Here is a 25,148-nt window from a genome sequence, read left to right as displayed (position 1 = left end):
CATGAATATTTCCCTTCGGACATCGCGCCATGCCGGGAAGGCAGCGGTTTTCACAGCCGCCATCGCGGCGGTCGCACTGTCATCATGCATGAAAAAGGATCCTTCCGGCTTCAGGGCAGGTCCCGTCCCCGTTCTGGCCGCCGCGGCCCAGTCCCGCACCATGCCGCTTGTGCTCCGTGAAATCGGGAGCGTCGAGGCGATAAACAGCGTGGCGATAACGTCGCGCGTGGGAGGACAGCTCGTGCACGTGGCGTTCAAAGAAGGCCAGAACGTGAAGAAAAACGACGTGCTTTTCAGAATAGACCCGGGGCCGTACGAGGCGGCGCTCAGGCAGGCGGCCGCCTCGCTTTCGCGCGACAGCGCGGCCATGGTCAACGCCGAGAGCGAAGAAGCGCGCTACAAGGGCCTCGTGGCAAAGGACTTTGTCACCAAGGAACAGTACGATGCGGCGGTTTCGACCGCGGCCGAGTCGCGCGCGATGGTGGAGGCGGACCGCGCAAGCGTCAAGAACGCACGGCTCAACCTCGGCTACTGCACCATCGTCTCCCCCATTTCCGGCCGCACCGGAAACCTGCTGGTGACGCAGGGCAATCTCGTGACGGCTAACGGCGCCTCGCCGCTCGTGACCGTCAACCAGATTGCCCCGATTTACGTGCGGTTTTCCGTTCCCGAGGCGAACCTCGAAGAAGTGCGCCGGGACGCCAGGGCCGCGCCGCTTGCGGTGCGGGCCTCCCTGCCCAACGATTCGACGGCCGTCCCCGCCGGGACGCTGACCTTCATCGACAACGCGGTGGACCAGGCCACGGGAACGGTGCTGCTCAAGGCGACCTTTCCAAATGAGAACAGGGCGCTGTGGCCGGGCCAGTTCGTCAACGTCTCCCTGGTGCTGGGCAACCGGGCGAACGCGGTGGTCGTCCCCTCCTCCGCCGTCCAGACGGGACAACAGGGACAATTCGTGTTTGTCATCATGGCCGGCGACACCGCGCAGGTGCGTCCGGTCACGGCCGGCGTGGCCGACAGCGACATGACCGTTATTGAAAAGGGCGTGTCGCTGGGCGAACGCGTGGTCACCGATGGAGTGATGATGCTCAAGCAGGGCTCAAAAGTAACGGTAAAGACCGGCCTCATGCAACCCGTCGCGCAGAAGGTGCAGAAGAAATGAATTTCTCCGCAATTTTCATCCGCCGTCCCATCATGACCACGCTCGTGATGCTCGGCATACTTTTTTTCGGCATCGTCGCGTTCCGGTCGCTGCCGGTGAGCGATTTGCCGCAGGTGGATTTTCCCGTTATCGTGGTGTTCGCCTCGCTGCCCGGCGCCTCGCCCGAAACCATGGCGTCGGCCGTGGCCACGCCGCTCGAGCAGCAGTTCTCCACCATTGCCGGGATCACGTCGATGAGCTCCACCAGCAGGGAGGGCACCACCCAAATAGCGATTTTGTTCGATCTCGACCGCAACATCGACGCGGCGGCGCAGGACGTGCAGGTGGCCATCACCGCGGCGCAGCGGCTGCTGCCGCCCGGCATGCCCACGCCGCCCACGTTCCGGAAAGTAAACCCGGCCGACCAGCCCATCCTCTACATCGCGCTGCGGTCGCCCACCATGCCGCTGTATGAGCTCGACGAATACGGCGAGACCATGCTTGCCCAGGAGATCTCCATGGTCAACGGCGTGGCCCAGGTGCAGGTGTACGGGTCGCAGAAGCGCGCCGTGCGCATCAAGCTCGACCCCGAGGCCATGGCGAGCCGGGGCATCGGCATCGACGACGTGCAGAACGCCGTGGTCGCGGCCAACCCCAATCTGCCCACGGGTCAGCTCAACGGCAAATCGATGGCGTTCACGGTGTATGCGTCCGGCCAGCTCACGCGCGCCCCGGCCTACAAATCGATCGTCGTGGCCTACCGCAACGGACGGCCCGTTCGGCTCGGCGAGCTTGGCGACGTCATCGACGGCGTGCAGAACGACCAGACCGCGGCCTGGTTCGTCAACAAGCGCGGGCTCATCCTGGCGGTGCAGCGCCAGCCCGGAACCAACACCGTTGCCGTGGCCGATGCCGTGAAGGCGCTGCTCCCCAAGTTCCGCACCAAGCTGCCGGCCTCGGTGGACCTGCAGCTGCTCTTTGACAGATCGGAAACCATCAGGGCGTCGGTCCGCGACGTGGAGCGCACGCTCCTCATCGCCTTCTTGCTCGTGGTGCTCGTCATCTTCGCCTTTCTGCGCAACCCGTCGGCCACGGTGATCCCCTCCCTCGCCCTTCCGCTGTCGCTCGTTGGCGTGTTCGCGCTCATGAACCGCTTCCATTTTACGCTCGACAACCTGTCGCTCATGGCGCTCACCCTCTGCATCGGGTTCGTGGTCGACGACGCGATCGTGATGCTGGAGAACATCACGAGGCACATGGAGCTGGGCGAACGTCCGCTCGACGCGGCGCTGAGCGGATCCAAGGAAATCGGGTTTACCATTCTGTCAATGACGCTTTCGCTGGTCGCCGTGTTCATCCCCGTGCTGTTTATGGGCGGCATCGTGGGAAGGCTGTTCAACGAGTTCGCGGTGACCATCAGCACGGCCATCCTCATCTCGGGTTTCGTCTCCCTCACCCTTACGCCCATGCTCGCCAGCCGCTTTTTGCGTCCGCCGTCCGAGGTGCGGCACGGCAGGCTCTATCTCGCCAGCGAGCGGGCGTTTCTCGCAATGCGAAACGCCTACGCGGCCGGTCTCCGTTGGTCTCTTGACAGAAAAGGAATCATCCTCGCGCTCTCCATCGCGACCCTTGTTCTCACCGTCGTTCTCTTTGCCGTGGTCCCCAAAGGGTTTTTCCCGAGCGAAGACGACAACCGACTCGTGGGCATCACCCAGGCGCAGGAGGGAATTTCGTTTGACGCGATGACGGCCCACCAGCTTGCGGCGATGTCGATTGTCGAGCACGATCCGGGCATTGATGCATTTATGTCGAACATCGGCGGTTTTCTTTCTTCAAACCAGGGGGTCTTGTTCATCCGCCTCAAACCCCGCGAAAACCGGGCCTTGAACGCGGACCAGATCGTCCAGGAACTCCGGCCCAAGCTCGCGCAGATCCCGGGCCTCAGGGTGTTTCTGCAAAATCCGCCGCCCATCGCGTTCGGGGCGACCATCGCGCAAAGCCAGTTTCAATATACGCTGCAGGGAACCGACACCCGCCAGTTGTACGCGGCCGGCCAGGACCTTGCGCAGCGGCTGCAGCGGCTCCCGCAGCTGCAGGACGTCACCAGCGACCTGCTCATCAAGAATCCCCAGGTGAACGTGGAAATAGACCGCGACCAGGCCGCGGTCTTGGGCGTCTCGGCAGGGCAGATCGAATCCGCACTCGCGAGCGCCTATGCCTCGGGACAGATTTCCACCATCTACACGCCGACCAACGAATATTGGGTGATCATGGAGCTTTTGCCCAGGTACCAGCGCCAGCCCGTCGATCTCACCTCGTTGTATATCCATTCGTCAAGCGGCAGCCTGGTGCCGCTCAGCGCGGTTGCGCGGCTCACCCAGGGCATCGGGCCCGCCACGGTGAACCACTTGGGCCAGCTGCCGTCGGTGACGATATCTTTTAATCTTGCACCCGGAACCGCGCTCGGTACCGCGGTGAACATGGTCGAGCGGCTCGGCCGCAGCACGCTGCCAATTGGCATCACCGCGAGCTTCCAGGGGACCGCGCAGGCGTTCCAATCGTCGCTGGGCGGGCTCGGGCTCCTTCTCATCATGGCGATACTGGTCATTTACCTCGTGCTCGGCATTTTATACGAGAGCTTCATTCATCCGGTGACCATTCTTTCGGCACTTCCGTTTGCGGGGTTCGGCGCGCTGGTCGCGTTGTTTCTGTTCGGCGTGGACCTGAGCATCTATGCGTTCGTCGGCATTATCATGCTGGTGGGACTTGTCAAGAAAAACGGCATCATGATGATTGACTTTGCGCTCCATGCCCAGCGCGGCGGAAAGCCGCCGCGCGAGGCGATCTTCGACGCCTGCCTCATCAGGTTCAGGCCCATCATGATGACCACCATGTCGGCGCTGCTCGGCACATTGCCCATCGCCATCGGCCTGGGCGCCGGGTCCGAATCCCGACGTCCGCTGGGTCTCGCCGTTGTGGGCGGTCTTCTGTTTTCGCAATTCCTGACGCTGTTTGTCACGCCGGTATTTTATCTGTACATGGACAAACTGCAAACCGTAATCGGCCGTTCCTTTAAGAAACACTGAATATTTTCTTCACTCCAAAACACCGGCACAATAATGGCGTCATTTCAATCATCATCGGACAATCGCCCCTGATAAAAAATGTAATACTCAAACCACTTTTCATTTTACGGGGTGAGTGCCCGTAATAAAAGAAGGGGAAAAAGAAGGGGCCTGCAAGTTGAGTGCGGGTTCCCTGTTTGAAAAAAGGAGGTCATTATGAAAGCGCCACTCAGTCTTAATGAAATGAATGGATATGAAGTCGCCGCGGTGGATGGGCCTGTGGGGAAGGTGAAGGACTTTTTCTTTGACGACAGGACATGGAAGATCAAGTATTTGGACGTGCATGCAGACCGGCTGCCGAACAAACGCGACGTCCTCATTGCGCCGCATTCGGTGGAAATACCCGGCCAATTGACCTCTTCGCTCAGGCTCGTCATCAGCAAGGGCGAGGTTGAAAAAAGTCCGGGCATCGACAGCGACATGCCCGTTTCACGGCAGCATGAACTGGCAAAGCGCGGCCCTTACATGAGCGACGTGTTTTTTTCATGGGGCGAAAGTTTCATGGGAAGCCACAACATCGACCTGTCGGATTATGACTTCAGGATACGGAACAGCGGCGGAAAGGAACTCGATCCCGACTTGTACTCGATAAAGGCGGTGACCGGGTTCAAGGTGAACTCGAAAGACGGCACGAGCGGACACGTGAAAGACTTCATTATCGACAACGACACATGGACCATCAATTTCCTGGTGGTGGAAACGGGAAACATTTTCAACAACAAGAATGTCGTTGTGCCGGTGAAGAGCATTACCGCGATCAACGACGACTCGCATGCGGTAATGACGGACCTGCCGAAGATGCAGGTGCATGACTCGCCGGCATACGATCCGCTGGGACCGGAACCGGATCCGTTTGACAAAGGAAAGGGCGTTAAAAAAGACTGATTTCTACTGAAGCGGCGGAGGAGGACCCACTAGTCGCGCCTCGTCAAGGAGCGGTTCGAAAAGTTCCACGGGATTTCCCGAGGGATCGTCGAGAATGATTTGTTTTGCGCCGATGCCGCGGACTATTTCGTTTCTGAAATGGATACCGGCGCGGCGTAAAGCATCGACGGTTTGTTCTATGTCTCTTACCTCGATTGCAAACCTGTTCCATCCACCCGGCATCTGTTGATCTCCGGACGGCAAGTTCTGTCCTCCTCGGGCTGAAGGATTCGGCGCGCTCAGCACGAGCCGAAGTTCTTTGCGCGAAAGCATTGCAAAGGCGGGCGCAGGATGCATCTGCAAGACAAACCCCAGGTGCGTGCAATAGAACGCGATGGCCGCGTCCACGTCGTTGACGATGTACCGTACCTGCACGGCGGCCAAGAAATTATTCTTTCTTTGCAGGAATCGAGGCCAGTATTTCGCTGTCGGACGGCATGCCGCGCTTGGCAAAGATAATTTTTCCTTCTTTGTCAATGACGAATACGGTCCGCTGAATCATAAAACCCTTCGTGCCGTACAAGGCGGCCACCTTCATGCCGGGGTCGACGAGCAGCGGGAACTGGTAGTGCTGCTTCTCAACGAATTTCTTATGTGATTCCATGTCAGCCGGATTCACCCCGAACACCACCGCGTCCTTTTCCTGAAATTTGGAAAAATCGTCCCTGATGGCGCAGAGCTGGTGCGTGCAGCCCGGTGTCTGGTCTCCCGGATAAAACACGAGAACAACATATTTTTTCCCCTTGTAGTCGCTGAACTTTACCGTATCACCTTTGTCCGATACAAGCGAAAAATCAGGCGCCTGCGTCCCTGTCGAAAGCATGGTTCCTCCTCCCTGCGGCTTGCTGCCCGCATACACGAGCGCAACGGCGCAGCCGAGCATCACGATTTTCATGACGTTGTTGAGCCGTTTCATTGTTCCTCCTTTGGCACCCGCCGCATTTTTTACGCGGCCGCGTGTCATTTCAGATTATTCTCGACGAATTTCCAATTGACAAGCTTCCAGAACCCTTCTACATACCCCGCGCGGTTGTTCCGGTAATCGATATAATAAGCGTGTTCCCACACGTCGCACGTGAGAAGGGCCTTTCTCTTGTCCTTGAGCGGCGTTCCCGCGTTGCCCATGCTTTCTATGGCGAGTGATCCGTCGTCGTTCTTGACAAGCCAGACCCAGCCGGAGCCGAAGGTGGTCACCGCGCTCTTGGTGAACTCCTCCTTGAACTTGGCAAACGACCCGAATTGTTTTACGAGCGCGTTTGCCGCGGCCCCGCGGGGCTCGCCTCCGCCGGAAGGTGAAAGGCATTGCCAGTAAAACGCATGGTTCCAGGCCTGCGCCGCGTTGTTGAAAATTCCTCCGGTGGCTCGCTGGACGATATCCTCCAGCGAGCTGTTTTCGAATTCGGTGCCCGTGATTAGCTTGTTGAGGTTGCCGACATAGGCGGCATGGTGCTTTCCGTAATGAAACTGGATCGTCTCCTTGGAAATGGACGGTGCAAGGGCGCCCTCGGCAAAGGGAAGCGGCGGAAGTTTATGTTCCATTGGTCCTCCTTTTTTGGTGAACAGGTTCCCCTCAGTTAAGTGCTGTTTGTAAACCATCTATTTTAACGCACATCTTTTTTTGATGGCGGCTTTTCAATATGTTCCAGGAGTGCTTCTTTTCAAACCGGGAAAATCGTTACATTTCCATATTCTCCATTGATGATTTTGGGCCCGTTTTAGCGCCGATGTCGAACATAAGCGAATTACCATTCACGAGGACTTGAACCCTATAGGTTCCGTCTGGCATTGTGACATTATTGCCATAATGAGTTGATTCTTGTCCCCTTCCGATAGATTCCATCTTGATAATGGGGATTTCCGTAGATTTGCCTAAAAGTTTTCCGGTTTCGTCGATTTGTTGAAAAGACATTTTCACCTTTGCCGTGGTCAATGCTTTTCCGCTTTTAGCATCATAAACATGAATCACAAGATGATGATTAGGTTTTGTCGGATTCTCCAGATTAAAAGGCTTAGACCCTTCAATTATGAGCATGCCGGAGCTAACTTTTTTTGCATTGACCTGCTGCTTCGTAAAAAACGGCTCCGCAGGCAGGACAAGCAATTCGATCTTTAAACCATTTACCGTCGTGTCTTTCTTGATATTCTCAGCATAGGAAACGAAGCTTAAAAGAATAATGCAGCCAAGGCAAAAAGATAAACACTGATTCCGCATTATTAAAACTCCTTTCGAAATAAGACGTCTGAATTAATTTGACCCGTCGTATTTCCTAAGACTATACCATTGTAACATTCGCAATCCGCTTTTTACCACATTCGCCGCCGGCACAGCACAATAGATCATCGCATTATTGTTTCCGTTTTCGTCGCAACGAAGGTGCCGGCAATGAAACGCAGGCAATAGGTGCCCGGCGCAAAGTTGCGTATGTCAATATTGCGCTCGTATGTTCCCGCCTCGTGCCACGAGGGCGACGCCGTTGCGATGCGCCGGGAGCGGAGATCATACACGGCTATGCCCGCGCTGCAGGCGTGCGGCAGTTGATAGTTGATGCGAAGGATTCTGCCGCCTCCCGCCACGGCGGCCGTCATGCCGAATGACGCGGGGCGCGCCGGCGTTGATGCCCTGGCCTTGACGGCCGGTTCTCTGAAGACCGCGATCCCGACCGGCGGCGACGGTGTTGTCGCCAGCGTCATTGTATCCGAACCGTCACTTTGCGCCGAACGCACCTGTGAGCCGCCGAATTCGGTCCAGAACAACCTTCTTGAGACGCGGTCGAAACAAAGATAGAGCGGTATTGCCAGTTTCGAAATGATGATCGCTTTGCCCGAGCCGTCGGGGTTCGCGCGTGAAATGGTCCCCGCGTTTGCCTCTGTCCAGAACAGGGAGCCGCTGTCCGGATCCAGCGCGATCCCCGCCGGCCCCGCTAGGCCGGCGGCAACGGCCTGGGGCGCTGCGGAAGGAACTGTTTGCGCACGGTCAATTTCACCGGCGTCGAAGTCCGCCCAGTACATTGTTTGTGTCTTTTCGTCAATTGCGATGCCGTACGGCGCGTGAACGGTCCCCGAGCCGAACGAAATAAGCACTTCGGCCGCGGAGCCGTCGAGGTTGGCGCGGAACAGGGAGGATCCCGTCTGCAAATTCGTGCTTGTCCAGTATAACTTCCCGTGGGTGGAATCCGCCGCGACGCCGCGAAGGCAGGACTGCAGCGAAACGACCGCCCCAGAATCCGTGAGGCCGCCGCCGGCCGCCCTCACATGTGCGTTGACAAATGACAATTCCGTCCAGAACACCTTTTTCGTCGTGCGGTCGACGGCAATTGCCTGGGGCATCGACGATGCGGGAAGCGTCAGCGACGACAGTACGGCGCCGGAGGTATCGGCCTGCACGAGCCTCGGCACGGCAAAATTCGCCTCTGTCCAATACAGCGCCGCCCTCCCAGCCTGTGCGAAAAGAAGTAGAGCACCCATGACGATGATGGCATATGCACCCGGCCTGAAAATTTTCATTTGGGACTCCTTTATTTTCTCCATTCTGTCCCGGCCCTAATTGCGGGACGGAAAGATTCCCTGGAGCGCAATGATGAAATTGACACAGGTGTAAGGCGGGACATTCGGATGCGGCTGGTTTCCGCCCGCGAGTCCCACGGTCACGGTATTTGCCATGAGGGTGTTTGCGTTCTTTCCGTACGCCGGCGTTGCTGAGGCGTTGCGGGCCGGCAATGCCTTTTGCGGGCTGTCGGACGTCGCCACCGTTGAATCAGCCGAAACAGACGCGGTATGCGTGTGGCTGGGCATCTGTGCCTCGGTGAGGGTCACGGTCTCCTGCCCGCCCTTGTCGCCAAGATTCCTGACCGTGAGGCCGGTGCCGCTTCCCGCGGCCATGGGAAACCTGCCCTGGAGATCAGGCAGGGCGAACGTTGTGACGCCGTCTCCGCCGTAGGTGGTTCCGAGCAGGGAGAACAGGGCGGTGTTCTGGCTGATTTGAAGCAGCTGTCCGTTGCACAACGCCCATCCCACAGGCGCGAAATTGCCGGCAAACATCTTTATTTCGCCGAGATAATTGTTCTGGGCGTTTACCGGCAGGAAAAAGGCGGCAAACATGACACCGGAAACTATCAACGCAGATTTAAGTTCCGTTTTCCAACGTAAAAAAGAGCCTGCCATTTCGTCCTCCTTTGGTTTAATAAACTGCCGGTTGGCAATAGAATTGCAAGTATCATTCCAATTAACAAGTAAGGCGGATTTAATCAATGGGGTAAAAGAGAAGCTTCGCCAGAAAATGTTCCTCCTCTGGCCGATATAAAAAACAGGGCAGGCCATCGGACGTTTTGCAAAAGTGGGAATGGTTTTTCCCAAATTGAGAATGAATTCGAAACGCTGAAAACAAATCACCTGAGCTCACCGGTTTTCCATGAATTTTTTTTCTCTCCTGATCCATGATCCGGTCACCTTTGCCATCGTCGCGGGCATATTATTGTATTCCATAATCGCCCATGAGCTCGCCCACGGCGCGGTCGCCCTGTTGTTCGGAGACGACACGGCCAAAGTCATGGGGCGACTCACGCTGAACCCGGCAAGCCACATCGACCCCATCGGCACGCTCATGCTTTTTATTGCGGGATTCGGTTGGGCAAAACCGGTGCCGGTGAATTATTACAAGTTAAGCAATTTCAGGTTCGGCCTTGTCTCGGTGGCGCTTGCAGGCTGCTGCGCCAACATCCTCATCGCAATTATCGCGCTCGGCATCGAGACCCTGCTCGGCCCGCAAGGCGGCGCCGGGGTTTCCGGCGCGCTTGAGTTCGTCGCGCGGATCAACATCATCCTGGGGGCGTTCAACCTCATTCCCATTCCGCCGCTTGACGGATCAAAAGTGCTCATGGCGGTGTTGCCGCGGGAGATGCAGGAGAGCCTGGCGAAGCTGGAGCCGTACGGGTTTTTCATCCTCGCGTTTTTCATCCTTACGGGGCTCCTCAACCCCGTTATTGCGGGCATGCAGAACACCCTTTACTCGATGATAGCGCATCTGTTCGGGGCTGCGCGCTAACACCCATTCACGAGGTTGCTATGCAACAACAGAATGACGACGAGGGCCCGGCGGAAGCGGCCCGCGATCAGAAGGAGAACCGAAACGGCGCCGACCCCGGCGTGCACAAACATCATTCGTTCTTCAGCTTCAACAGGCAAAAAATCAATTTTTCGTTCTGGTATTTCCTGGTCATGCTCGCGGCGCTCATCGTGATCAACCAGCTCGTGTCTAAACCCGCGGAGCAGACCGTGGAGTTCAGCGTTTTCAAGGAGAACATCCGCACGGGAAAAATTAAGCGCGTCGAGATAACCGACAAGTACATCACCGGCTATCCCTATACGCGGCAGGAACTGGACTCGGCGCAGAAGGCCTCGCCGCAAAAGATAAAATCGCTCGAAAGCGAGACGGTCTTCCGCACCGTGCCCGTGGGCGATCCCTCGTTCATTCCCCTGCTTGATTCCCTGCACGTCCAGTATTTTGCCGAACCCCAGTCAAAAAATTCGCTTTTAAGCCTGGTGCTCACCTGGATCGTTCCGTTCGTCCTCATGATCATCCTGTGGCAGGTGTTGTTCAGCAGGGTCGGGAAATTGGGCAGCGGGGTCATGGCGTTCGGACAGAACAAGGCGCAACTGGTCGCCGAGGGCGACACCAAGACCACCTTCGCCGACGTGGCGGGCGCCGACGAGGCCAAGGAAGAGCTCGCCGAGCTCGTCGACTTTCTGAGAACGCCGCAAAAATACACCGCCATCGGCGGCAAGATCCCCAAGGGGGTGCTGCTCGTTGGGCCGCCCGGGACCGGAAAAACGCTCATGGCCCGGGCGGTCGCGGGCGAGGCGCACGTGCCGTTCTTCCGGATCAACGGCGCGGAGTTCGTGGAGCTCTTCGTGGGCGTGGGCGCCTCGCGCGTGCGCGACCTGTTCCGCCAGGCCCGCGAGAAGGCGCCCTGCATCATCTTCATCGACGAGCTTGACGCAATCGGAAAGACCCGCCTGCCGGGCGTGGTGGGTGCTAACGACGAGCGCGAGCAGACCCTCAACCAGCTCCTCGTGGAGATGGACGGCTTCGACGGCCGGGTGGGCGTGATCATTCTGGCCGCCACGAACCGCCCCGAGGTGCTCGACGCGGCGCTGCTGCGGCCGGGCCGGTTCGACCGCCAGGTGGTGATCGACAAGCCGGACCTTTCCGGGAGAAAGGCGATCCTGCTCCTCCATGTCAAGGACGTCACGCTCGGCCCCTCCGTCGACCTCGACGCGGTGGCGCGGGCCACCGCCGGGCTTTCGGGCGCCGACCTGGCAAACATCGTGAACGAGGCGGCGCTGTTCGCCGTGCGCAACGGCCGCGCAGCGGTGACCCAGATGGACTTTGAGGAGGCCATCGAGAAAAGCATGGCTGGCCTGCAGAAGAAATCGCGGCTTGTCAACAAACAGGAGCGCGAGATCGTGGCGTATCACGAGACGGGACACGCCGTCACCGCGGCCCTCACGCCCGGCAGCGACCCGGTGCAGAAGATCACCATCGTGCCGAGGGGCGTGGCGGCGCTCGGCTACACCATGCAGACGCCCACCGAAGACCGCTACCTGCTCACGCGCGACGAGCTCATTTCGAAAATAGACGTGCTGCTCGGCGGCAGGGCGGCCGAGCAGCTGGTGTTCGGCAGGGTCTCCACGGGCGCGGCCAACGACCTTGTCAAGGCCACCGACATCGCGCGCCGCATGATCACCGAATTCGGCATGAGCGAGAAATTCGAAAACGTGGTGCTGCAGTCGCAGCGGGGGGCGGGGTATTTGGGAGAGGCGCTGGCGCTGGGGCAGAACCGCGAGTACGCCGAAACCACGCAGCAGTATGTGGACGAACAGGTCGCCCGCATCATCCGCGAGCGCTATGCGGCGGTAAGCGGCCTTCTCGAGAAACAGCTTGACAAACTCAAGACGATCGCGGCACGGCTCCTGGAGAAGGAAAGCATCGGCGCCGACGAATTCAAGACCATGCTGGAAGCAACGGTGTCATCCGGCGCCTGAGCGCTTCCGGCGCCTATTTTTCAAACTTCGCCGTGTCGGCTCCGCCGCGTCGCAAAACCGTGTCTTGCTCTTGCGGAGCCGCTTGAGGAATTGCTTCCTCGTATTCTTCTCCGTAGTAGGGGCCGTCGAACCGCATATAGCCGTACGGTCGGGCGTACCAGCCGTAGCGGTGCCAGGGATAAAACCCGAAATCGTAGTACGAGGGATACCAGATATACGGCTGTGTCTGCCAATACCGCATCTCTTTAATGTCAAGCACTGGATAGCGGTAGGTTCCCTTGCCGAGCGCCCGCGTCTCGACGCCGGTGATTCCACCGGCGATCGTCACCAGTCGCCCTTTGCTGTAGATCGCGGGGTCCAGAAAACCGCGGGTCATTGCGATGAATCTTCCCATAGAGGTGGTAAGCGACCCCGGGTAGCCGTCGTCGTCGAGCGCGGTCTCGATGACCGTGATCCTGCTTCCGGCTGAGTCGTTGACGACCTCGAGGATCCTTCCCCCCCAGATCACGATTTTTCCCTCGTAGTCCGACGGTTTGCCCTGCACCATAGGTATGGTGACGCCCGGCGCGGCCTGCTTGACGTATGCTTTCGATATGGGATACTCGGTGCACCCGAACAAGACAACGGCCGCGAGTCCCGCCGCCGCGATTATTTTTTCCGCGCTGATCATGATTTCCTCCTTGACAAACGTTAATACCGAATCGTCATGCCCACCACGACGCGGTGAAGATGGTGCATCTCCAAAAGCACGGCATCGGTGGAAAGCTTCCAGAACGAATAGCCGTATGCCGCCTCAAACGAGACCCTGCGTGTGGGACTGTATTCAAGCCCGCCCGATATGAGCTGCCGGTCCTGCACCGCAGTATACGGCACGACGTCGGCCGCGCTGTAGTCGTATTTGAAAAGAAACTCATAGGGATCGAACTGGTCGTAGCTGTAGCCGGCCCTTGCAACCAGGCCGATGACGCGGATGGGCACCTCGACGCCCAGGCCCGCCCCCATCCTCCAGCGTGACGCGTCGCTGTTGTCCGGCTGCCCGTTGTAGGGCGCCCTGAAACGCGCGTCGACGGCTAGGGTGAGAAACTGAAGCGGCACCGCCACGCCGAGCGCCCCGGAAAACGAGGATTCGAGCTGGCCGTTGCTCGTGAAGGAGTCGGTGCTGTCGAGCAGGGGGAACGATTCGTCGTCGGTCTCGCTGAAGCGTTCCACCGCCGGCACGGCGATCATCAGGCCGATGCGGAACAGCTTTGTCGGCTCATACAGGACGCCGACCCGGAAATCAAACCCGAGGTAGTCCCTTTCGATCGACGCGGAGTAATCGTCGTTCACCGAATCCAGGATTATGCCATTTGTAAATCGCGAATACTGCACCAAGACGTCTTCCCGCCCGGTAACGAGCGAAATCGACCCGCCCAGCGACAGTCCTTCCGCCACCTGGACGCCGCCGCCAACGCTCCAGAAATCCAGCGACCCGGCCGCGTGATAGTCTTTGCTTTCCTGAACGAGTGATCCGCCCTGGAGGTACTGTCCTTGATAGGTGAGCTGGTCCGCGAACGAAAGCGGGCTCTGGTAGGCGGCGCCGAAGCCCAGCCCTCCCACGCTCGTGGGAACCTTCATCGCCAGGCCCGCGTTCAGGATGCGCACGCTCTGCCGTCCGGCCGAGTCGGCGGTGCCGAAATACGCGGTGTTCACAAGGTTGTTGATCCAATCGACCGAAAACGAGGCCTGGCTTGACGAAAGGAAACCGAGCGCCGCCGGATTGAAATAGAGTCCCGACACGCCGGACGGCATGGCGGTGTAATTGTTCGCCAGCGCAAACGACCTGACGCCCGCGCCGGTCTGGAACACGAGGGTCGCATGCGCCGTTGCGGCGATGCACGCCGTCATGAAAATCACCTTTACACAGGTCAATGGAGATTGAATTCGAAATTGAGGCATCGTTTTCTCCTTTTTTAAATGGATGGCGCTCGCAGCGTTATAAACTATCGTTCACCTCTTGAACGGTGGTCACCGCCGCCGGAGGATCCGGAGCTTTCCCCTCCGCCGCTTTGCGGCGCTTCTTCGGAACGGCCCGAGCGATCCTCGGATTCGGCCGGCGGCAGGGGCTGCTGGGTGGCTTCCTTTTTTGCCTCCGTGCCTTGGGAAGGAGCGGGCGAAGCGGCGCCCGGCGGCGGCACGCGGTTTATTCTTGACGAACGGTTATGCGCCGGCTGCCGTGCCGCGCCCGCACGCCCGTAGCGGTAATTGGGCGGGACCGGCTCGAGGGGAGCGGCCCGCCGGCAGCAACCGCAGCCCGCGTCAAAAAACAGGTACGGCGGACAGGTGCCGTACCGATGATAATAATAGTAACTGTACCGTTCGGGATAATGGTGGTAACGGTACCAGTCTTCGTCGTCGTATATGTCAAAGCAGCGCTGCGCCGGTTCGCCCCACTCGTCCTCCACCTCATAACATTCCTCCATCGGTTGAGGCGGGTAATATTCCGGGACGGGCGCGGCCACGGCGGGCCGTTCGACACTGCGGATTTGCGTGTAACAACCGGGCAACAGAACGGACGCCGCCGCCGTGAAAATAACAAAAACACCTGTTCTCATCATGCGCTGCTCCTTTCCCGGAAGCTCCCTCCGGTGCCATCATGACTCCCAACCTGTGGTTTAATCGCGGACACTATTTTATTTTTAAGATGTGCGTGGCTATGAGGATAAGGCAACAAATGTGCCACCAAGGAACGTCATTTAGTCGCCTGGTTTGATTGAAATGAAAATGTATCTTCTTAAAAGTGCAAACCGTTCTGACAATGCCGGTGCCAAGAAAGGGTTTTTTTAAATTTGACGGTCCCTCATTCTCCTGCTCCGCGATTACAATCAATAACGCCCATGAAAACGTTGCAGGTAACCAACCGCAAACAGTGGCGCTCCTGGCTCAAGAAACATTACAAGAGCGAAAAGGAAGTCTGGCTCGTCTATTACAAAAAAGAAACCGGGAAGCCGAGAATATCCTACAATGACGCCGTTGAAGAAGCGCTCTGCTTCGGGTGGATCGACAGCATTGTCAGAAGAATCGATGACCGGCGATTCGCCCAGCGGTTCACACCGAGAAATCCGAAAACTCCCTATTCACAATCGAACCGGGAAAGGCTGGCCGCCCTCGCGAAAAAGGGAAAGGTCATGCATGAGGTCCTGACGGCGGCAAAGGATGTTTTTAACGGAAAATTTGAGATTCCGCGGGACATCATGAAAAGCATAAAGGCTGACAAAGCCGCGTGGAGAAATTTTCAGGAATTTTCGCAGTCATATATTAAGATCCGGATCGCCTTCATCGATGGGGCTCGGAACAGGCCCGCTGAATTCAGAAAACGTCTGAAGTATTTTATTGCAATGACGAAAAAGAAACGCACGTTCGGGTTTGGCGGGATTGAGAAATATTATTGAGCCGACGCCAATCCAACTAACCGTACTTGCAGTCCTTCCCCTCTCATTTCCTGGAATAGTTTCATTCTTGAGCATGAATGCCGTTAAAAACTCCGGTGGCATTTTCTTTGCTGCTCCATCATTATCTTTCGGAACAATGATTTCCCAAAGGAAAAAATCAATGGATTTCGTCTGGTTTCTCTTGGTGGGGCTGGCGGCGGGCTGGCTGGCGGCGCGAATTGTCAAGGGCGGGGGCTACGGCGTTTTCGGCGATCTCGTGGTAGGGGTTCTGGGAGCATTAATCGGCGGATACCTTTTCAAAGTGTTCGGCGTCCATGCGGCAAAAGGTCTTCCCGCAAACATTCTTGTGGCCACCATCGGGGCCATCGTACTCATTCTTGCGCTCAGATTATTCAAACGGGCATAGCAAGTACGCGCCGGCGCGTGCCATTTCATTAATTGACAAAATAGACACCGGAGAGGTAATCGTCGGCCATTACCATTTAGGGGCCGTTGGCCTGCGGGAAGCGGTCGCAATCGCAAAACGCAATCCGGAGTTTGATTCGGGGGCGCTGCCCGCGTGGAGGCCCATCCGATCAAATCGGAACAAAAGGAAACGGGCTTTGCATATCCGGCGGCCGGCTTACGTCTGTTTTTAAGAATGCCATTTTAATTTTCAGCAAAGGAGCTTCCATGCGTTTCATGATGCTGATGATACCCAAGCGGTACGGGAAGGCGCTGCCGGGAGTTATGCCCGATGCCGAAATGGTCGCGGCAATGTCGAAGTACAATGCGTCGTTGAAAAACGCCGGCGTCTTGATTTCCCTCGAAGGCCTTCACCCGCCGTCGGCCGGGGCCCGCGTCATCTTCTCCAAAGGCAATCCCGTGGTTGCCCGCGGCCCGTTCCCAAAGGTAAAGGAAACGCTCGGTGGGTACTGGATGATAAACGTTTCGTCGCTCGAGGAGGCGATTTCCTGGGCGTCACGCTGCCCGGCCGAAGACAATGCTACCATAGAAATCCGCCGGGTGCAGGAGTTCGAGGAATTCCCCGCTGACGTGCAAAAGGTCGGGGCGGGATTCCGTGAGCTGCAGACCACGCAGCAATGACGGCGGCAAAACGCGCGCAAAAGAAAGGATCGTTGATGGGGGTCCCCATAAATTATATGGCCGTGCTCGTTGCTGCGTTTGTCAATTACGTCCTCGGCATGCTCTGGTACGGCGTGATTTTCGGCAAGTCCTGGCGGCGGATGTCCGGAATTCCGCAAATGACGATTTCGTTGAGCGGCATTGTTCTCGGCGTCGTCGGTTCGCTTTTAATGAGCTATGTCCTGGCGTACGCGGTGATTTTCGGGAATGCGTATCGTAATGCCGGCGGCGCCGGCGGAGGGCTTGCGGCAGGATTTTTTTACTGGCTGGGATTTGTTGCGCCGGTGAAGCTCGGCATGGTGATCTACGAAAAAAGGCCTTGGCCGCTCTGGCTTCTGAACAGCGCCTATTGGCTCATTTCGCTGCTCGCCATGGGCGCGCTGCTGTCGGCGTGGAAATAGGAAGGTGCACATGGACAAAGGGTTTGTGGCGCAGGCTTCCATTACCGTCAACGCGGGCAGGAAAAAAGTCTGGAAGGCCCTGGTCGATCCAGCCGCGATCAGAAGATACCTGTTCGGGACAAATGTCGAGTCGGCGTGGCGCAAAGGCAGCCCGATCATCTGGCGCGGCGTATGGGAGGGAAAGCTCTATATTGACAAAGGCATAATTCTCGCCATCACCCCCGGAAAAGCCCTGCGGTACACCCATTTCAGCCCGCTTTCGGGGCTGCCGGACGTTCCCGAAAACTACCACACCGTCTCCATCGATTTGACAGAAGAGAACAACCTGACCCGCGTTGCATTGACGCAAGACGGCAACCCGACCGAAGCGGCACGGGATCATTCCCAAAAAAACTGGGAAGCGATGCTGGAGGGGCTCAAAAAAACGGTTGAAGAATGATTTGCCGAACATTTCACAGCACATTCCGAATAAGGGAGGTAAAGTATGGTTGCTCATCCACATTATGTCAAGGCATGTGTTTTTCTTTTTGCCCTTTCGGGCCTCACGACGGCGGCCGTCCCCGCATCCGGGCGGCCCACCGACGAGACGATCGTCGGCTGGGTACGGTCGGCGCTCGCGAGCGATCCAAGGGTGAAGTCCGGTGACATCGCCGTCAAATCAATTGAAGGGATTGTGACACTCGACGGAACCGTCACGACACTTGCCGAAAAGGAATTCGCCGACCTAGAGGCAAAGAAGATCAGAGGCGTGCAGGCCGTCATTGACAAACTCGAGGTGAAACCCGCCTACCGCCTCGACGCTGAAATCCGCCAGGATCTGCGGCGGCGCATCATCCGCAGCTCATTCATCAAGTCCGAGAACGTCGGCGTTTCAGTTGAGAACGGCGTGGTCGTTCTCAGAGGGACGGTCGGCTCGGCGGCTGAAAAAAATGAGGTATCACTTCTCGCGGCCGAAGTGAGGGGCGTGAAGTCGGTTGACAACCATCTCGCGGTGGCGTACGAAATCAAACCCGCCGACATGGAAATCCGGAAGAATGCGGCGGCGAAACTCTCCCGCGACGTTTACCTTACCGGGCTGCCGATCACCGTTTCCGTGAAGAACGGCGTTGCCACGCTCAACGGAGAGACCCACAACGTATATGAGAAGGACCGGGCAGAGGATGACCTGATGAACCTTTTCAACGTTACCGATGTCAAAAACGACCTGAAGGTGGCCTGGCCCAAATCGGAAAAGACCGCAAACAATTTACGCGAGATTCCCGATTCGGCGCTGTCCGCTATGATACGGGAAGAACTGTCGCTCGATCCGCGGTTCGACGTGCCCGGCGCCATAAAAGTCCAGGACCAGCACGGGGCGATCACCCTGACCGGTTCGGTCCCCAGCTACTACCAGAAACAACTCGCCGAGCGGGACGTGGAGCAAATTGCGGGCGTGGAATGGGTCAATAATCTCCTCGTGGTCAAAGGGGTTTGGCGGGACGATGCCGGCCTGTACATGGACATTAGGGACGCCCTCGCGTCCGACTACCGGATCGGTGGAGACAAGGTGGATTTTTACGTGCTTGACGGCGTCGTCAGCCTCAAAGGCAACGTCAACTCGGACTACGAAAAATCGTGCGTCGACAAGGATGTGGCGGGAATTATCGGAGTCAAGGATATCAAAGACAATTTAATCGTGGAATGGGTGCCGGTGACTTCAGATGACACGCTCAAGGCTCGCATCTTCGACCGTCTCGCCGCGAATTGGGACACGTGGCTGCTGCTGGACAAAATCATCATCAATGTGAAGGAGGGCAATGCGGTCCTGACGGGCACGGTTGACAACCGGGTACAGCGCGAGGAAGCGGGATGGGTCGCCTCCCAGACCACCGGCGTCGTGTCGGTCGACGACCGGTTAAAGGTTCAGGAAAATAACAATAAAATAGGCATGAAATAAAGACGAATCACACATCCCGGCGAACAAATATGCCCCGCGACCTCTTGGCGGTCTTCGGCCCGACAATCGCTCGTGTCCAGTAAACACATTTGCCTGGCGGCAATTCCAGCTATGAAAAAAACACGCCTTTTCTCTCGGGCCATAACTCGGGAATCGGGGGCGTCTTGCCGGTGCGGCCTGTCGCGTTTTCGAAATCGGGATAATGGATAAGGTACATTCCCATTTTCCCCACTTCAAGCGGGTCAAAGCCGGTAACGAGTCTTTTCTTGATTTTTGCGACAACCAGGTCCTGCATCGACCTTGTCACTTCGGTGCAGATGATGCCGATCATTGCGTTGATCCGGTACCAGCCCTTCACGTCGATATCCCGGGTGGAAGCGCTCAACGCCGATGTCAAGGTCTCCACGAGGACTCTCGGCTCCCTGGCCGGGTCCTTCAGCAATTGCTCAACGTCAAGCAACACCACCAGGAACGGCCTTCCCGACCGTTCGGTCCGTTTTCGTTCAAGCACCAGTGTCTGGCGGAAAAAATCCTCGGTCTTCAGTTCAGCGGTTTTCGGCTCGAAAACCATGGTATCTTCCATAAAACCATCCTTTCGCTCATGGCGAAGCGCAGTTTTTAAAAGCCCACACTTTTTTCCCTTCCTCTTACACGTAAAAAAATGCAATTTTGGGGCCAATCTTATCATCAAATAAAACATTTATCAAAATCCGCGCAGCTAAAAATGGAAGCGGAATTTATTAAATACCGGTGCTGTTCCCGCCGTATACTATTTGAAAGATGACCGAGGGGAGGTGATTAGTATGTCAGAACTTGTCAGGTATGAATGGCCAGAAACGTCAGTGGCGCCATTGTTCGAGGACTTTTTTGCGGACAGCTTTTTCAGCAGGTGGGACCGTGAATTTACTGGAGGCATGTGGCCGAGGGTTGACATCATCGAACGGCCCGATTCTTTTATTCTTAGGGCGGACCTGCCTGGTCTGGAAAAGGACGACATCTCGATAAATGTTGAAAACAGGACGCTTACCATCAGCGGCGAGAAAGAGGAAACGAAACGCGAAAGCAAGAAAGGGACGTATTATCATCTGGAAAGAAGCTTCGGAAGCTTCTGCAGATCGTTTACGCTCCCCTCGCATGTTGACGACAAGAAAGTGGAAGCGCATTACAAGAGCGGCGTCCTTGAACTGATCCTTAAAAAAACCGGGGAGGCGGTTTCTAAGGCTATTGAGGTCAAAATTGACTGATTAAAACCGGAGCGTGAAGTCTCCGGGTAACGTGGTGTTAGAGGACCGGCTCCGGAAGGGAAAGGTGGAGCCGGTTTTTTATTGATTTTTTATCTCCATCCGCAATGTGCGCTTAAATATTTGATTTCCGGTTTAAAAATGCGGAAGTGGCATAAAAGTTGATTATTATTTCATTCCAAAGGAGGTTTTATGTCAAAATCAAACATTTCGCGCCGTGATTTTATCAGAACGGGAACAACGGCCTTGGCCGCGGCAATTGCCGCTCCCCTGGTTGGATTCGAATCCGAGGCATCAAGCGGCAAGCCCCCGCTTCCCATGCAGCCCATAACGCTTGACCTGTCGGATCCAAAATATGCTGCGCTCTCGCAAGCAGGCGGCGCGATGAAGATACCCAATCCGCATGATGCTAAGAAACCGATCATCGTGAGCCGGATATCGGAAAGCGACGTCGCCGCATTTTCCTCAAAATGCACCCATTGGGGATGCGAGGTCCCGCTTCCGGCAAACCATGTGATTACCTGCCCCTGCCATGGCTCGAAATTCGACGCAACGGGAAAAGTCACTCACGGCCCCGCCAAAAAAAACCTAGAGGCATTTTCTGCGGTTTTGTCCGGCACCACCCTCACCATCAAGGACATGACTTCCTGATGGTTTTATTGAAGGGACAAGGGAATACCAGATCCTTTGTCCCTTTTTATCACGTGCCCACATTTTTGCAATTACGGTAATTGCTCTCTCGAAATTGACAATCTTAAGCAGTCACCGTCAATTTTTATTAAAAATATAAAAACTCATTGACATGCGGGCCAATGGCATAAAATTCGCGGACATTTTACGACGTTCCAAACTTTTTTAAAGGAGGTTCCATGAAAAGGATTCTTTGCATTCTGATGATCGCCGCGGTCGCAAATCTCGCGCTGCCGCAGGCCAAACCCGTCCTCATGCCGAAAACGGCCATGCATGACACCATGCAAATGGAGGAAAAAGGCCTTGTCAAGGACTCGGCGCGTCTCAGCCTCCACGAGCGCCAGCTCGGGCTTGAAGAACGCGCGGGGAAGTATGCCCTTGACAAAGAGCGATACGAACACAACTTCAGGGAAGAAATGGAAGAACAGGGCCGGCCGTGGGGCATGGGCATGTATCATGCACGGTTCCCGATGCACGGCATGTACCTCAGGCACGTCGTCATGGGCCTTATCTTCTGCGCCGTGGTGCTGATCATCAACATTCTCCTGACCATTCTGGTGTCGCTTGACATGGCAAAACTGAACAGGTTCAACGGCCTGTGGATACCGATTCTTCTTGTTGCGGGTATACCGGCCACCGCGCTCTACGCGCTGTTCCGCATCGGCGATATCGTGCTGCACGGTCAGACCAAATAATGCGCGTGCGGAATGAAGGTGGTTCCCATGAAACCGTTCATGTTCATCGCATCCATGCTTCTGATGTTCGACAATGCGGGGGCCGCAATCGTGACAAAAGAGGTTATTTACAAAGTAGACACCCTGACCTGCAAGGGGTTTCTGGCGTACGACAAAGCGCTTGAGACACGGCGGCCGGGGATCCTTGTCTGCCACGACTGGTGGGGCCTCGGTGATTTTACCAAGGGGCAGACGAAAAAGCTTGCCGAGCTGGGCTACGTAGCTTTTGCGGTCGACATGTACGGCAACGGGGCCGTTGCGGCAGACTCCAAAGCCGCGGCAAAGATGGCGGGGGCGGTGCGCGGCACCCCGCTCTTGCGCCAAAGGATCAGGGAGGGGCTGGCCGTGCTGCTGCGCCAGCCCTTGGTGGATTCTTCGCGCGTGGCCGGCATCGGATACTGCTTCGGCGGGTCCGCGATGCTCGAACTCGCCTACAGCGGCGCAAAAGTAAACGGTGTGGTCGCGTTCCACGGCGGCCTGTTCCCGCCCAAACAGGAGGACCTCGGGAACATCAAGGCCAAATTCCTTTTTCTCCACGGAGCCGAGGACCCGACCACCCCGCAGGACGCCATCCGGACGATGGAGGACATGCTGTCGAAAGCCGGCGCCGATTGGCAGATGGTCATGTTTTCGAACACGGTGCACGGTTTTACCAATCCCGCCTCGGGCAGTGATAAAAGCAAGGGCGCCGCGTACAATCCCCTGTCGGCGGCGCGGGCATGGGAGTATATGAAATTGTTCTTTCAGGAGTTGTTTGCAAACGGCAGACATGACCGTCCGTAGATTTTTCCCTTTACCTTATGGTACTTGAGTAAGGGAGAATTTCATGACAAAAAGACCCTGGAACTGTTTCCTGGCGATTGCCGTTGCGGGCGTTCTTTCATTCGCTTCCGGTGAAAAATCAGGTACATCAAAAAAACCGGTAATCATTCCCGCTCAGTCCGCGTTGTCCGATGCGTGGACCGAAGGGCTGGGATATTTTAAGCACGGAGATTATGAAAAGTCAATAGAATGTTTCAACAGGGTCATCGCCGCGAACCCGCGGGATTCTCAGGCATATTTCAATCTGGGGCAGGCCTATTACGAATTGAACGATGACAAGGCGGCCTTAAAGAGTTTTTCCGCCGAAATCGAGGTCAACCCCAAAGACGAGGCACCCTATTTCAGCCGCGGCATTCTTTATATGAGGATGGGAAGAAACGACTCGGCCGTGGCGGATTTCAGCGCGGCCACCCGCCTGAAACCAAATGACACTCATGCGTTTTTCAACAGGGGACTTTCCTGTTATGCATTGGGATTGTTCCAGAACGCGATCAACGATTTTACCTTTTGCATTGCAAATGACCCGCGCGACACAAAGGCGTTCTACAACCGCGGCAGGGCGTATGAACGGCTTGACATGAACGACAAGGCGCTCGAAGACTACAATGCCGCGCTTACCAATGGTTTCACCGATTTCGACGTCCACATGGCGCTCGGCCTGCTGTACACGAAAATGGACAAAGACAGCAATGCGGCCAGGGAATACGCGAAAGCCGCGCATCTGGTGAGGGACAACGCCTCGGCGCATGCGAACCTCGGCAACGCCTACGCGTTTCTGGGCCAAAACGACAAGGCGCTTGCCGAATACAACTACGCGGTCTTTTACGATTCCGCCGATGCCGACGCCTATTATGACCGCGGCTTGCTTTACGATAAACAGGGAAAAGCCGACCTGGCCCTGGCCGATCTGACGAAGGCGATTGCCCTCGACAGCCATAGTGCCAAGGCCTATTTCCACCGCGGCATAGTGTATGCAAAGCGGCACCAGCAGGAGCAGGCCATTACCGACTTCAACAGGGCCATCGAGCTCTCCCCGACCGATGCCGAATGCTATCTGGACCGCGGACTGGCGTATGTTGACGTAAGGGAAAACAGGAAGGCGGCGGACGATCTCAACATGTTCCTGAAATATTACGGGAAAAACGACAGGAAGGCGGAGAATTTCAGGGAGGTCATAAAGAAAATAGGGTACAAACCGGAGTATTGACCGCGGCGCCGCCGCGTCATCTTCCCCACAGCAGAGAGCCCACAAGCAATGCCAGAACCGCGGCCGTCACCGCGCAATAGAGCCAGTCGCGCCTCAACGTGAAGGCGACGACCGAAAAAGCCACCCTAAACAGCGGCACCGCGATCAGCACCAACAATCCAAATTGGATAAGGCCGCGGCCGTCGAGCGAAAAAGCCGAGCCGAGAATTCCGGGAATGCTCGTGAGGCCGTGCGGCTCGCCGGCGAACCGTTCTAAACGCGGAAGCGCAACTGAGTGTCCGAGAAAAAGGACCGCTCCCCCCAGCACGGCCACCGCGCCGGACAGCATCACTCCGATACGAAGAAGCGTTCCGATAAATTTCTCAAATCGCCTGCCGTCCGCAAACTTTTTTTCAGGCATCAGAACCTCCCGGCAATTCCCTTGCAGATCATTTCCAGGCCTGCCAGCGCGATGGCCGCCGCGAACACCGCGCGCAACACTCGTGTTCTCGCCCTTGTCAAGATCCGGCTGCCCGCGAAGGATCCCGCCAGCACGCCGAGCATCACGGGCAGGGAAAGCACGGGGTCTATGTATCCCCGGTGCAGGTAGACGCCGGCGCTTGCGGCGGCGGTGACGCCGATCATGAAATTGCTCGTGGCCGCCGACGCCTTGTAGGGCATTTTCATGAAACGGTCCATGGCGATCACCTTGAGCGCGCCCGACCCGATGCCGAGCAGGGCCGACAGAATTCCCGCAAGCGCCATCAGGCCCATGCCGGCCGGCACCGCCCGCACATGATACGATTGTTCGCTTCCGTCAAGAGGATAGCTCCCATCCATGCCGAGCAGGGAGGCGAGCCGGTCGGGGCCCGCGGCCGCGCCCTCTTCCTTTTTCCCCGTGACGGTCGCGTAGGAAGAATAAAGAAGCACGGCCCCGAACAGGACCGCGATTGCCGCTGGCGGGAGCAAAGCGGCGGCCGCTGTCCCGCTCAAGGCGCCGCTCACGGTGGCGATCTCCAGGAACATGGCAACGCGGATATTGGTAAAGCCCTCCCGCACATAGGCGGCGGCCGCGCCCGACGACGTTGCAATGACCGACACAAGGGAGGCGCCGATCGCGTATCTGATGTCGATCCCGAGCGCAAGCGTAAGAAACGGAATTATGATGATTCCCCCGCCCAGACCGGTAAGGGATCCCAAGAGACCGGCGCCGCTCGAGACAATCGCGATGATTGCCAAAAATCCCGCGAGTTCGATGGTCATTCTCCTTTTTCAATAACGAGAAAACGGCTGGAAATCAACCGGCGTTCTCAATTCCGCGAACAACATTGTAAAAAATACGCATAATTGG

Annotated in this window: 29 protein-coding genes; 17 read left to right on the top strand and 12 right to left on the bottom strand. The window is 56.9% G+C overall.

Translation table 11 applies throughout. The features are described 5' to 3' along the window. Position 1 precedes the first annotated feature (1 nt). The 3 genes from VLX68_15065 to VLX68_15055 all read left to right on the top strand — a co-directional run bounded on the left by VLX68_15065 (position 2) and on the right by VLX68_15055 (position 5,151). Positions 2-1,162, top strand: coding sequence for an efflux RND transporter periplasmic adaptor subunit (locus tag VLX68_15065; GenBank protein HUI93565.1), 1,161 nt, complete (start codon positions 2-4; stop codon positions 1,160-1,162). Further along, entirely contained in the window at positions 1,159-4,227 is a 3,069-nt protein-coding gene (locus tag VLX68_15060; protein ID HUI93564.1) for an efflux RND transporter permease subunit, read from the top strand. The genes VLX68_15065 and VLX68_15060 overlap by 4 nt, the downstream gene beginning before the upstream one ends. A 195-nt stretch (positions 4,228-4,422) precedes the next feature. Further along, positions 4,423-5,151 (top strand): PRC-barrel domain-containing protein, encoded by a 729-nt coding sequence (locus VLX68_15055; protein HUI93563.1) that lies wholly within the window; start codon positions 4,423-4,425, stop codon positions 5,149-5,151. A gap of 3 nt (positions 5,152-5,154) precedes the next feature. On the opposite strand, the gene VLX68_15050 is transcribed toward VLX68_15055, so the two are convergent. The 6 genes from VLX68_15050 to VLX68_15025 form a co-directional block, all read right to left on the bottom strand. Beyond that, complete coding sequence (locus tag VLX68_15050) at positions 5,155-5,565, bottom strand: VOC family protein (GenBank protein ID HUI93562.1); 411 nt, start codon at positions 5,563-5,565, stop codon at positions 5,155-5,157. Positions 5,566-5,578: 13 nt separating this feature from the next. Further along, complete coding sequence (locus tag VLX68_15045) at positions 5,579-6,106, bottom strand: peroxiredoxin (protein ID HUI93561.1); 528 nt, start codon at positions 6,104-6,106, stop codon at positions 5,579-5,581. 44 nt (positions 6,107-6,150) lie between these two features. Further along, positions 6,151-6,729, bottom strand: a complete 579-nt coding sequence (locus VLX68_15040) for a Fe-Mn family superoxide dismutase (GenBank protein HUI93560.1) — start codon at positions 6,727-6,729, stop codon at positions 6,151-6,153. A gap of 136 nt (positions 6,730-6,865) precedes the next feature. Beyond that, the gene (locus VLX68_15035; GenBank protein ID HUI93559.1) at positions 6,866-7,402 is read right to left on the bottom strand and encodes a hypothetical protein; all 537 of its coding nucleotides are present in this window, start codon (positions 7,400-7,402) and stop codon (positions 6,866-6,868) included. 125 nt (positions 7,403-7,527) lie between these two features. Then, positions 7,528-8,694 carry a hypothetical protein gene (locus tag VLX68_15030; GenBank protein ID HUI93558.1) on the bottom strand — a complete coding sequence of 389 codons (1,167 nt, stop codon included), beginning with the start codon at positions 8,692-8,694 and terminating at the stop codon, positions 7,528-7,530. Positions 8,695-8,730: 36 nt separating this feature from the next. Then, on the bottom strand, positions 8,731-9,288 hold the full coding sequence (locus VLX68_15025) for a tail fiber protein (GenBank protein ID HUI93557.1): 558 nt from the start codon (positions 9,286-9,288) through the stop codon (positions 8,731-8,733). Here VLX68_15025 and VLX68_15020 point away from each other — a divergent pair. From VLX68_15020 to ftsH, 3 genes are all read left to right on the top strand, one after another. After that, entirely contained in the window at positions 9,287-9,490 is a 204-nt protein-coding gene (locus VLX68_15020; GenBank protein ID HUI93556.1) for a hypothetical protein, read from the top strand. The two genes, VLX68_15025 and VLX68_15020, sit on opposite strands and share 2 nt — an antisense overlap. Before the next feature lie 108 nt (positions 9,491-9,598). Continuing rightward, the gene (locus VLX68_15015; protein HUI93555.1) at positions 9,599-10,231 is read left to right on the top strand and encodes a site-2 protease family protein; all 633 of its coding nucleotides are present in this window, start codon (positions 9,599-9,601) and stop codon (positions 10,229-10,231) included. A gap of 20 nt (positions 10,232-10,251) precedes the next feature. Beyond that, positions 10,252-12,231, top strand: a complete 1,980-nt coding sequence (ftsH, locus tag VLX68_15010; protein ID HUI93554.1) for an ATP-dependent zinc metalloprotease FtsH — start codon at positions 10,252-10,254, stop codon at positions 12,229-12,231. 13 nt (positions 12,232-12,244) lie between these two features. On the opposite strand, the gene VLX68_15005 is transcribed toward ftsH, so the two are convergent. The 3 genes from VLX68_15005 to VLX68_14995 all read right to left on the bottom strand — a co-directional run bounded on the left by VLX68_15005 (position 12,245) and on the right by VLX68_14995 (position 14,828). Then, the gene (locus VLX68_15005) at positions 12,245-12,901 is read right to left on the bottom strand and encodes a Slp family lipoprotein (protein ID HUI93553.1); all 657 of its coding nucleotides are present in this window, start codon (positions 12,899-12,901) and stop codon (positions 12,245-12,247) included. A gap of 20 nt (positions 12,902-12,921) precedes the next feature. Then, positions 12,922-14,118, bottom strand: coding sequence for a hypothetical protein (locus VLX68_15000; GenBank protein ID HUI93552.1), 1,197 nt, complete (start codon positions 14,116-14,118; stop codon positions 12,922-12,924). A gap of 95 nt (positions 14,119-14,213) precedes the next feature. Next, complete coding sequence (locus tag VLX68_14995) at positions 14,214-14,828, bottom strand: hypothetical protein (protein ID HUI93551.1); 615 nt, start codon at positions 14,826-14,828, stop codon at positions 14,214-14,216. A 279-nt stretch (positions 14,829-15,107) separates the two neighbouring features. Here VLX68_14995 and VLX68_14990 point away from each other — a divergent pair, with 279 nt between their 5' ends. The 6 genes from VLX68_14990 (at position 15,108) to VLX68_14965 (ending at position 19,124) form a co-directional block, all read left to right on the top strand. After that, positions 15,108-15,662, top strand: coding sequence for a YdeI/OmpD-associated family protein (locus tag VLX68_14990; GenBank protein HUI93550.1), 555 nt, complete (start codon positions 15,108-15,110; stop codon positions 15,660-15,662). A gap of 160 nt (positions 15,663-15,822) precedes the next feature. Next, positions 15,823-16,068: a GlsB/YeaQ/YmgE family stress response membrane protein gene (locus VLX68_14985; protein ID HUI93549.1), complete on the top strand. Its 246-nt coding sequence runs from the start codon at positions 15,823-15,825 to the stop codon at positions 16,066-16,068. 266 nt (positions 16,069-16,334) lie between these two features. Next, positions 16,335-16,748, top strand: coding sequence for a YciI family protein (locus VLX68_14980; GenBank protein HUI93548.1), 414 nt, complete (start codon positions 16,335-16,337; stop codon positions 16,746-16,748). 35 nt (positions 16,749-16,783) lie between these two features. Beyond that, the gene (locus tag VLX68_14975) at positions 16,784-17,188 is read left to right on the top strand and encodes a DUF1761 domain-containing protein (protein HUI93547.1); all 405 of its coding nucleotides are present in this window, start codon (positions 16,784-16,786) and stop codon (positions 17,186-17,188) included. A 10-nt stretch (positions 17,189-17,198) separates the two neighbouring features. Next, positions 17,199-17,627 (top strand): SRPBCC family protein, encoded by a 429-nt coding sequence (locus tag VLX68_14970; GenBank protein HUI93546.1) that lies wholly within the window; start codon positions 17,199-17,201, stop codon positions 17,625-17,627. Positions 17,628-17,672: 45 nt separating this feature from the next. Further along, complete coding sequence (locus tag VLX68_14965) at positions 17,673-19,124, top strand: BON domain-containing protein (GenBank protein ID HUI93545.1); 1,452 nt, start codon at positions 17,673-17,675, stop codon at positions 19,122-19,124. A 109-nt stretch (positions 19,125-19,233) separates the two neighbouring features. On the opposite strand, the gene VLX68_14960 is transcribed toward VLX68_14965, so the two are convergent. Beyond that, positions 19,234-19,707, bottom strand: coding sequence for a hypothetical protein (locus VLX68_14960; protein ID HUI93544.1), 474 nt, complete (start codon positions 19,705-19,707; stop codon positions 19,234-19,236). Positions 19,708-19,927: 220 nt separating this feature from the next. On the opposite strand from VLX68_14960, the gene VLX68_14955 reads away from it, so the two are divergent. The 5 genes from VLX68_14955 to VLX68_14935 all read left to right on the top strand — a co-directional run bounded on the left by VLX68_14955 (position 19,928) and on the right by VLX68_14935 (position 23,818). After that, positions 19,928-20,368, top strand: coding sequence for an Hsp20/alpha crystallin family protein (locus VLX68_14955; GenBank protein ID HUI93543.1), 441 nt, complete (start codon positions 19,928-19,930; stop codon positions 20,366-20,368). A gap of 189 nt (positions 20,369-20,557) precedes the next feature. Next, on the top strand, positions 20,558-21,016 hold the full coding sequence (locus tag VLX68_14950; protein ID HUI93542.1) for a Rieske 2Fe-2S domain-containing protein: 459 nt from the start codon (positions 20,558-20,560) through the stop codon (positions 21,014-21,016). A 218-nt stretch (positions 21,017-21,234) separates the two neighbouring features. Then, positions 21,235-21,750 carry a hypothetical protein gene (locus VLX68_14945; protein HUI93541.1) on the top strand — a complete coding sequence of 172 codons (516 nt, stop codon included), beginning with the start codon at positions 21,235-21,237 and terminating at the stop codon, positions 21,748-21,750. 27 nt (positions 21,751-21,777) lie between these two features. Further along, on the top strand, positions 21,778-22,572 hold the full coding sequence (locus tag VLX68_14940; GenBank protein HUI93540.1) for a dienelactone hydrolase family protein: 795 nt from the start codon (positions 21,778-21,780) through the stop codon (positions 22,570-22,572). 43 nt (positions 22,573-22,615) lie between these two features. Next, positions 22,616-23,818, top strand: coding sequence for a tetratricopeptide repeat protein (locus VLX68_14935; GenBank protein HUI93539.1), 1,203 nt, complete (start codon positions 22,616-22,618; stop codon positions 23,816-23,818). 16 nt (positions 23,819-23,834) lie between these two features. Here the strand turns inward: VLX68_14935 and VLX68_14930 are convergent, their stop codons facing one another. After that, positions 23,835-24,218: a DUF1634 domain-containing protein gene (locus VLX68_14930; GenBank protein ID HUI93538.1), complete on the bottom strand. Its 384-nt coding sequence runs from the start codon at positions 24,216-24,218 to the stop codon at positions 23,835-23,837. After that, positions 24,218-25,060, bottom strand: a complete 843-nt coding sequence (locus VLX68_14925; protein HUI93537.1) for a sulfite exporter TauE/SafE family protein — start codon at positions 25,058-25,060, stop codon at positions 24,218-24,220. Before VLX68_14925 ends, VLX68_14930 begins: the two co-directional genes overlap by 1 nt. Positions 25,061-25,148 lie beyond the last annotated feature (88 nt).

Source organism: Chitinivibrionales bacterium, from assembly GCA_035516255.1.
GTDB lineage: Bacteria > Fibrobacterota > Chitinivibrionia > Chitinivibrionales > FEN-1185 > FEN-1185.
This window is presented reverse-complemented; position numbering and strand designations above follow the sequence as displayed.

Bases quoted from the DNA above. Each gene is read 5' to 3' on its own strand.
- VLX68_14925 (HUI93537.1), bottom strand. From the start codon at position 25,060: ATGACCATCGAACTCGCGGGATTTTTGGCAATCATCGCGATTGTCTCG.
- VLX68_14965 (HUI93545.1), top strand. From the start codon at position 17,673: ATGGTTGCTCATCCACATTATGTCAAGGCATGTGTTTTTCTTTTTGCC.
- VLX68_15045 (HUI93561.1), bottom strand. From the start codon at position 6,106: ATGAAACGGCTCAACAACGTCATGAAAATCGTGATGCTCGGCTGCGCC.
- VLX68_15030 (HUI93558.1), bottom strand. From the start codon at position 8,694: ATGAAAATTTTCAGGCCGGGTGCATATGCCATCATCGTCATGGGTGCT.
- VLX68_15005 (HUI93553.1), bottom strand. From the start codon at position 12,901: ATGATCAGCGCGGAAAAAATAATCGCGGCGGCGGGACTCGCGGCCGTT.
- VLX68_14930 (HUI93538.1), bottom strand. From the start codon at position 24,218: ATGCCTGAAAAAAAGTTTGCGGACGGCAGGCGATTTGAGAAATTTATC.
- ftsH (HUI93554.1), top strand. From the start codon at position 10,252: ATGCAACAACAGAATGACGACGAGGGCCCGGCGGAAGCGGCCCGCGAT.
- VLX68_14970 (HUI93546.1), top strand. From the start codon at position 17,199: ATGGACAAAGGGTTTGTGGCGCAGGCTTCCATTACCGTCAACGCGGGC.
- VLX68_14945 (HUI93541.1), top strand. From the start codon at position 21,235: ATGAAAAGGATTCTTTGCATTCTGATGATCGCCGCGGTCGCAAATCTC.
- VLX68_15000 (HUI93552.1), bottom strand. From the start codon at position 14,118: ATGACGGCGTGCATCGCCGCAACGGCGCATGCGACCCTCGTGTTCCAG.
- VLX68_15040 (HUI93560.1), bottom strand. From the start codon at position 6,729: ATGGAACATAAACTTCCGCCGCTTCCCTTTGCCGAGGGCGCCCTTGCA.
- VLX68_14960 (HUI93544.1), bottom strand. From the start codon at position 19,707: ATGGAAGATACCATGGTTTTCGAGCCGAAAACCGCTGAACTGAAGACC.
- VLX68_14995 (HUI93551.1), bottom strand. From the start codon at position 14,828: ATGATGAGAACAGGTGTTTTTGTTATTTTCACGGCGGCGGCGTCCGTT.
- VLX68_14950 (HUI93542.1), top strand. From the start codon at position 20,558: ATGTCAAAATCAAACATTTCGCGCCGTGATTTTATCAGAACGGGAACA.
- VLX68_15020 (HUI93556.1), top strand. From the start codon at position 9,287: ATGACACCGGAAACTATCAACGCAGATTTAAGTTCCGTTTTCCAACGT.
- VLX68_14955 (HUI93543.1), top strand. From the start codon at position 19,928: ATGTCAGAACTTGTCAGGTATGAATGGCCAGAAACGTCAGTGGCGCCA.
- VLX68_15035 (HUI93559.1), bottom strand. From the start codon at position 7,402: ATGCGGAATCAGTGTTTATCTTTTTGCCTTGGCTGCATTATTCTTTTA.
- VLX68_14935 (HUI93539.1), top strand. From the start codon at position 22,616: ATGACAAAAAGACCCTGGAACTGTTTCCTGGCGATTGCCGTTGCGGGC.
- VLX68_14985 (HUI93549.1), top strand. From the start codon at position 15,823: ATGGATTTCGTCTGGTTTCTCTTGGTGGGGCTGGCGGCGGGCTGGCTG.
- VLX68_15025 (HUI93557.1), bottom strand. From the start codon at position 9,288: ATGTTTGCCGCCTTTTTCCTGCCGGTAAACGCCCAGAACAATTATCTC.
- VLX68_15065 (HUI93565.1), top strand. From the start codon at position 2: ATGAATATTTCCCTTCGGACATCGCGCCATGCCGGGAAGGCAGCGGTT.
- VLX68_14980 (HUI93548.1), top strand. From the start codon at position 16,335: ATGCGTTTCATGATGCTGATGATACCCAAGCGGTACGGGAAGGCGCTG.
- VLX68_15055 (HUI93563.1), top strand. From the start codon at position 4,423: ATGAAAGCGCCACTCAGTCTTAATGAAATGAATGGATATGAAGTCGCC.
- VLX68_15060 (HUI93564.1), top strand. From the start codon at position 1,159: ATGAATTTCTCCGCAATTTTCATCCGCCGTCCCATCATGACCACGCTC.
- VLX68_14975 (HUI93547.1), top strand. From the start codon at position 16,784: ATGGGGGTCCCCATAAATTATATGGCCGTGCTCGTTGCTGCGTTTGTC.
- VLX68_15015 (HUI93555.1), top strand. From the start codon at position 9,599: ATGAATTTTTTTTCTCTCCTGATCCATGATCCGGTCACCTTTGCCATC.
- VLX68_14940 (HUI93540.1), top strand. From the start codon at position 21,778: ATGAAACCGTTCATGTTCATCGCATCCATGCTTCTGATGTTCGACAAT.
- VLX68_14990 (HUI93550.1), top strand. From the start codon at position 15,108: ATGAAAACGTTGCAGGTAACCAACCGCAAACAGTGGCGCTCCTGGCTC.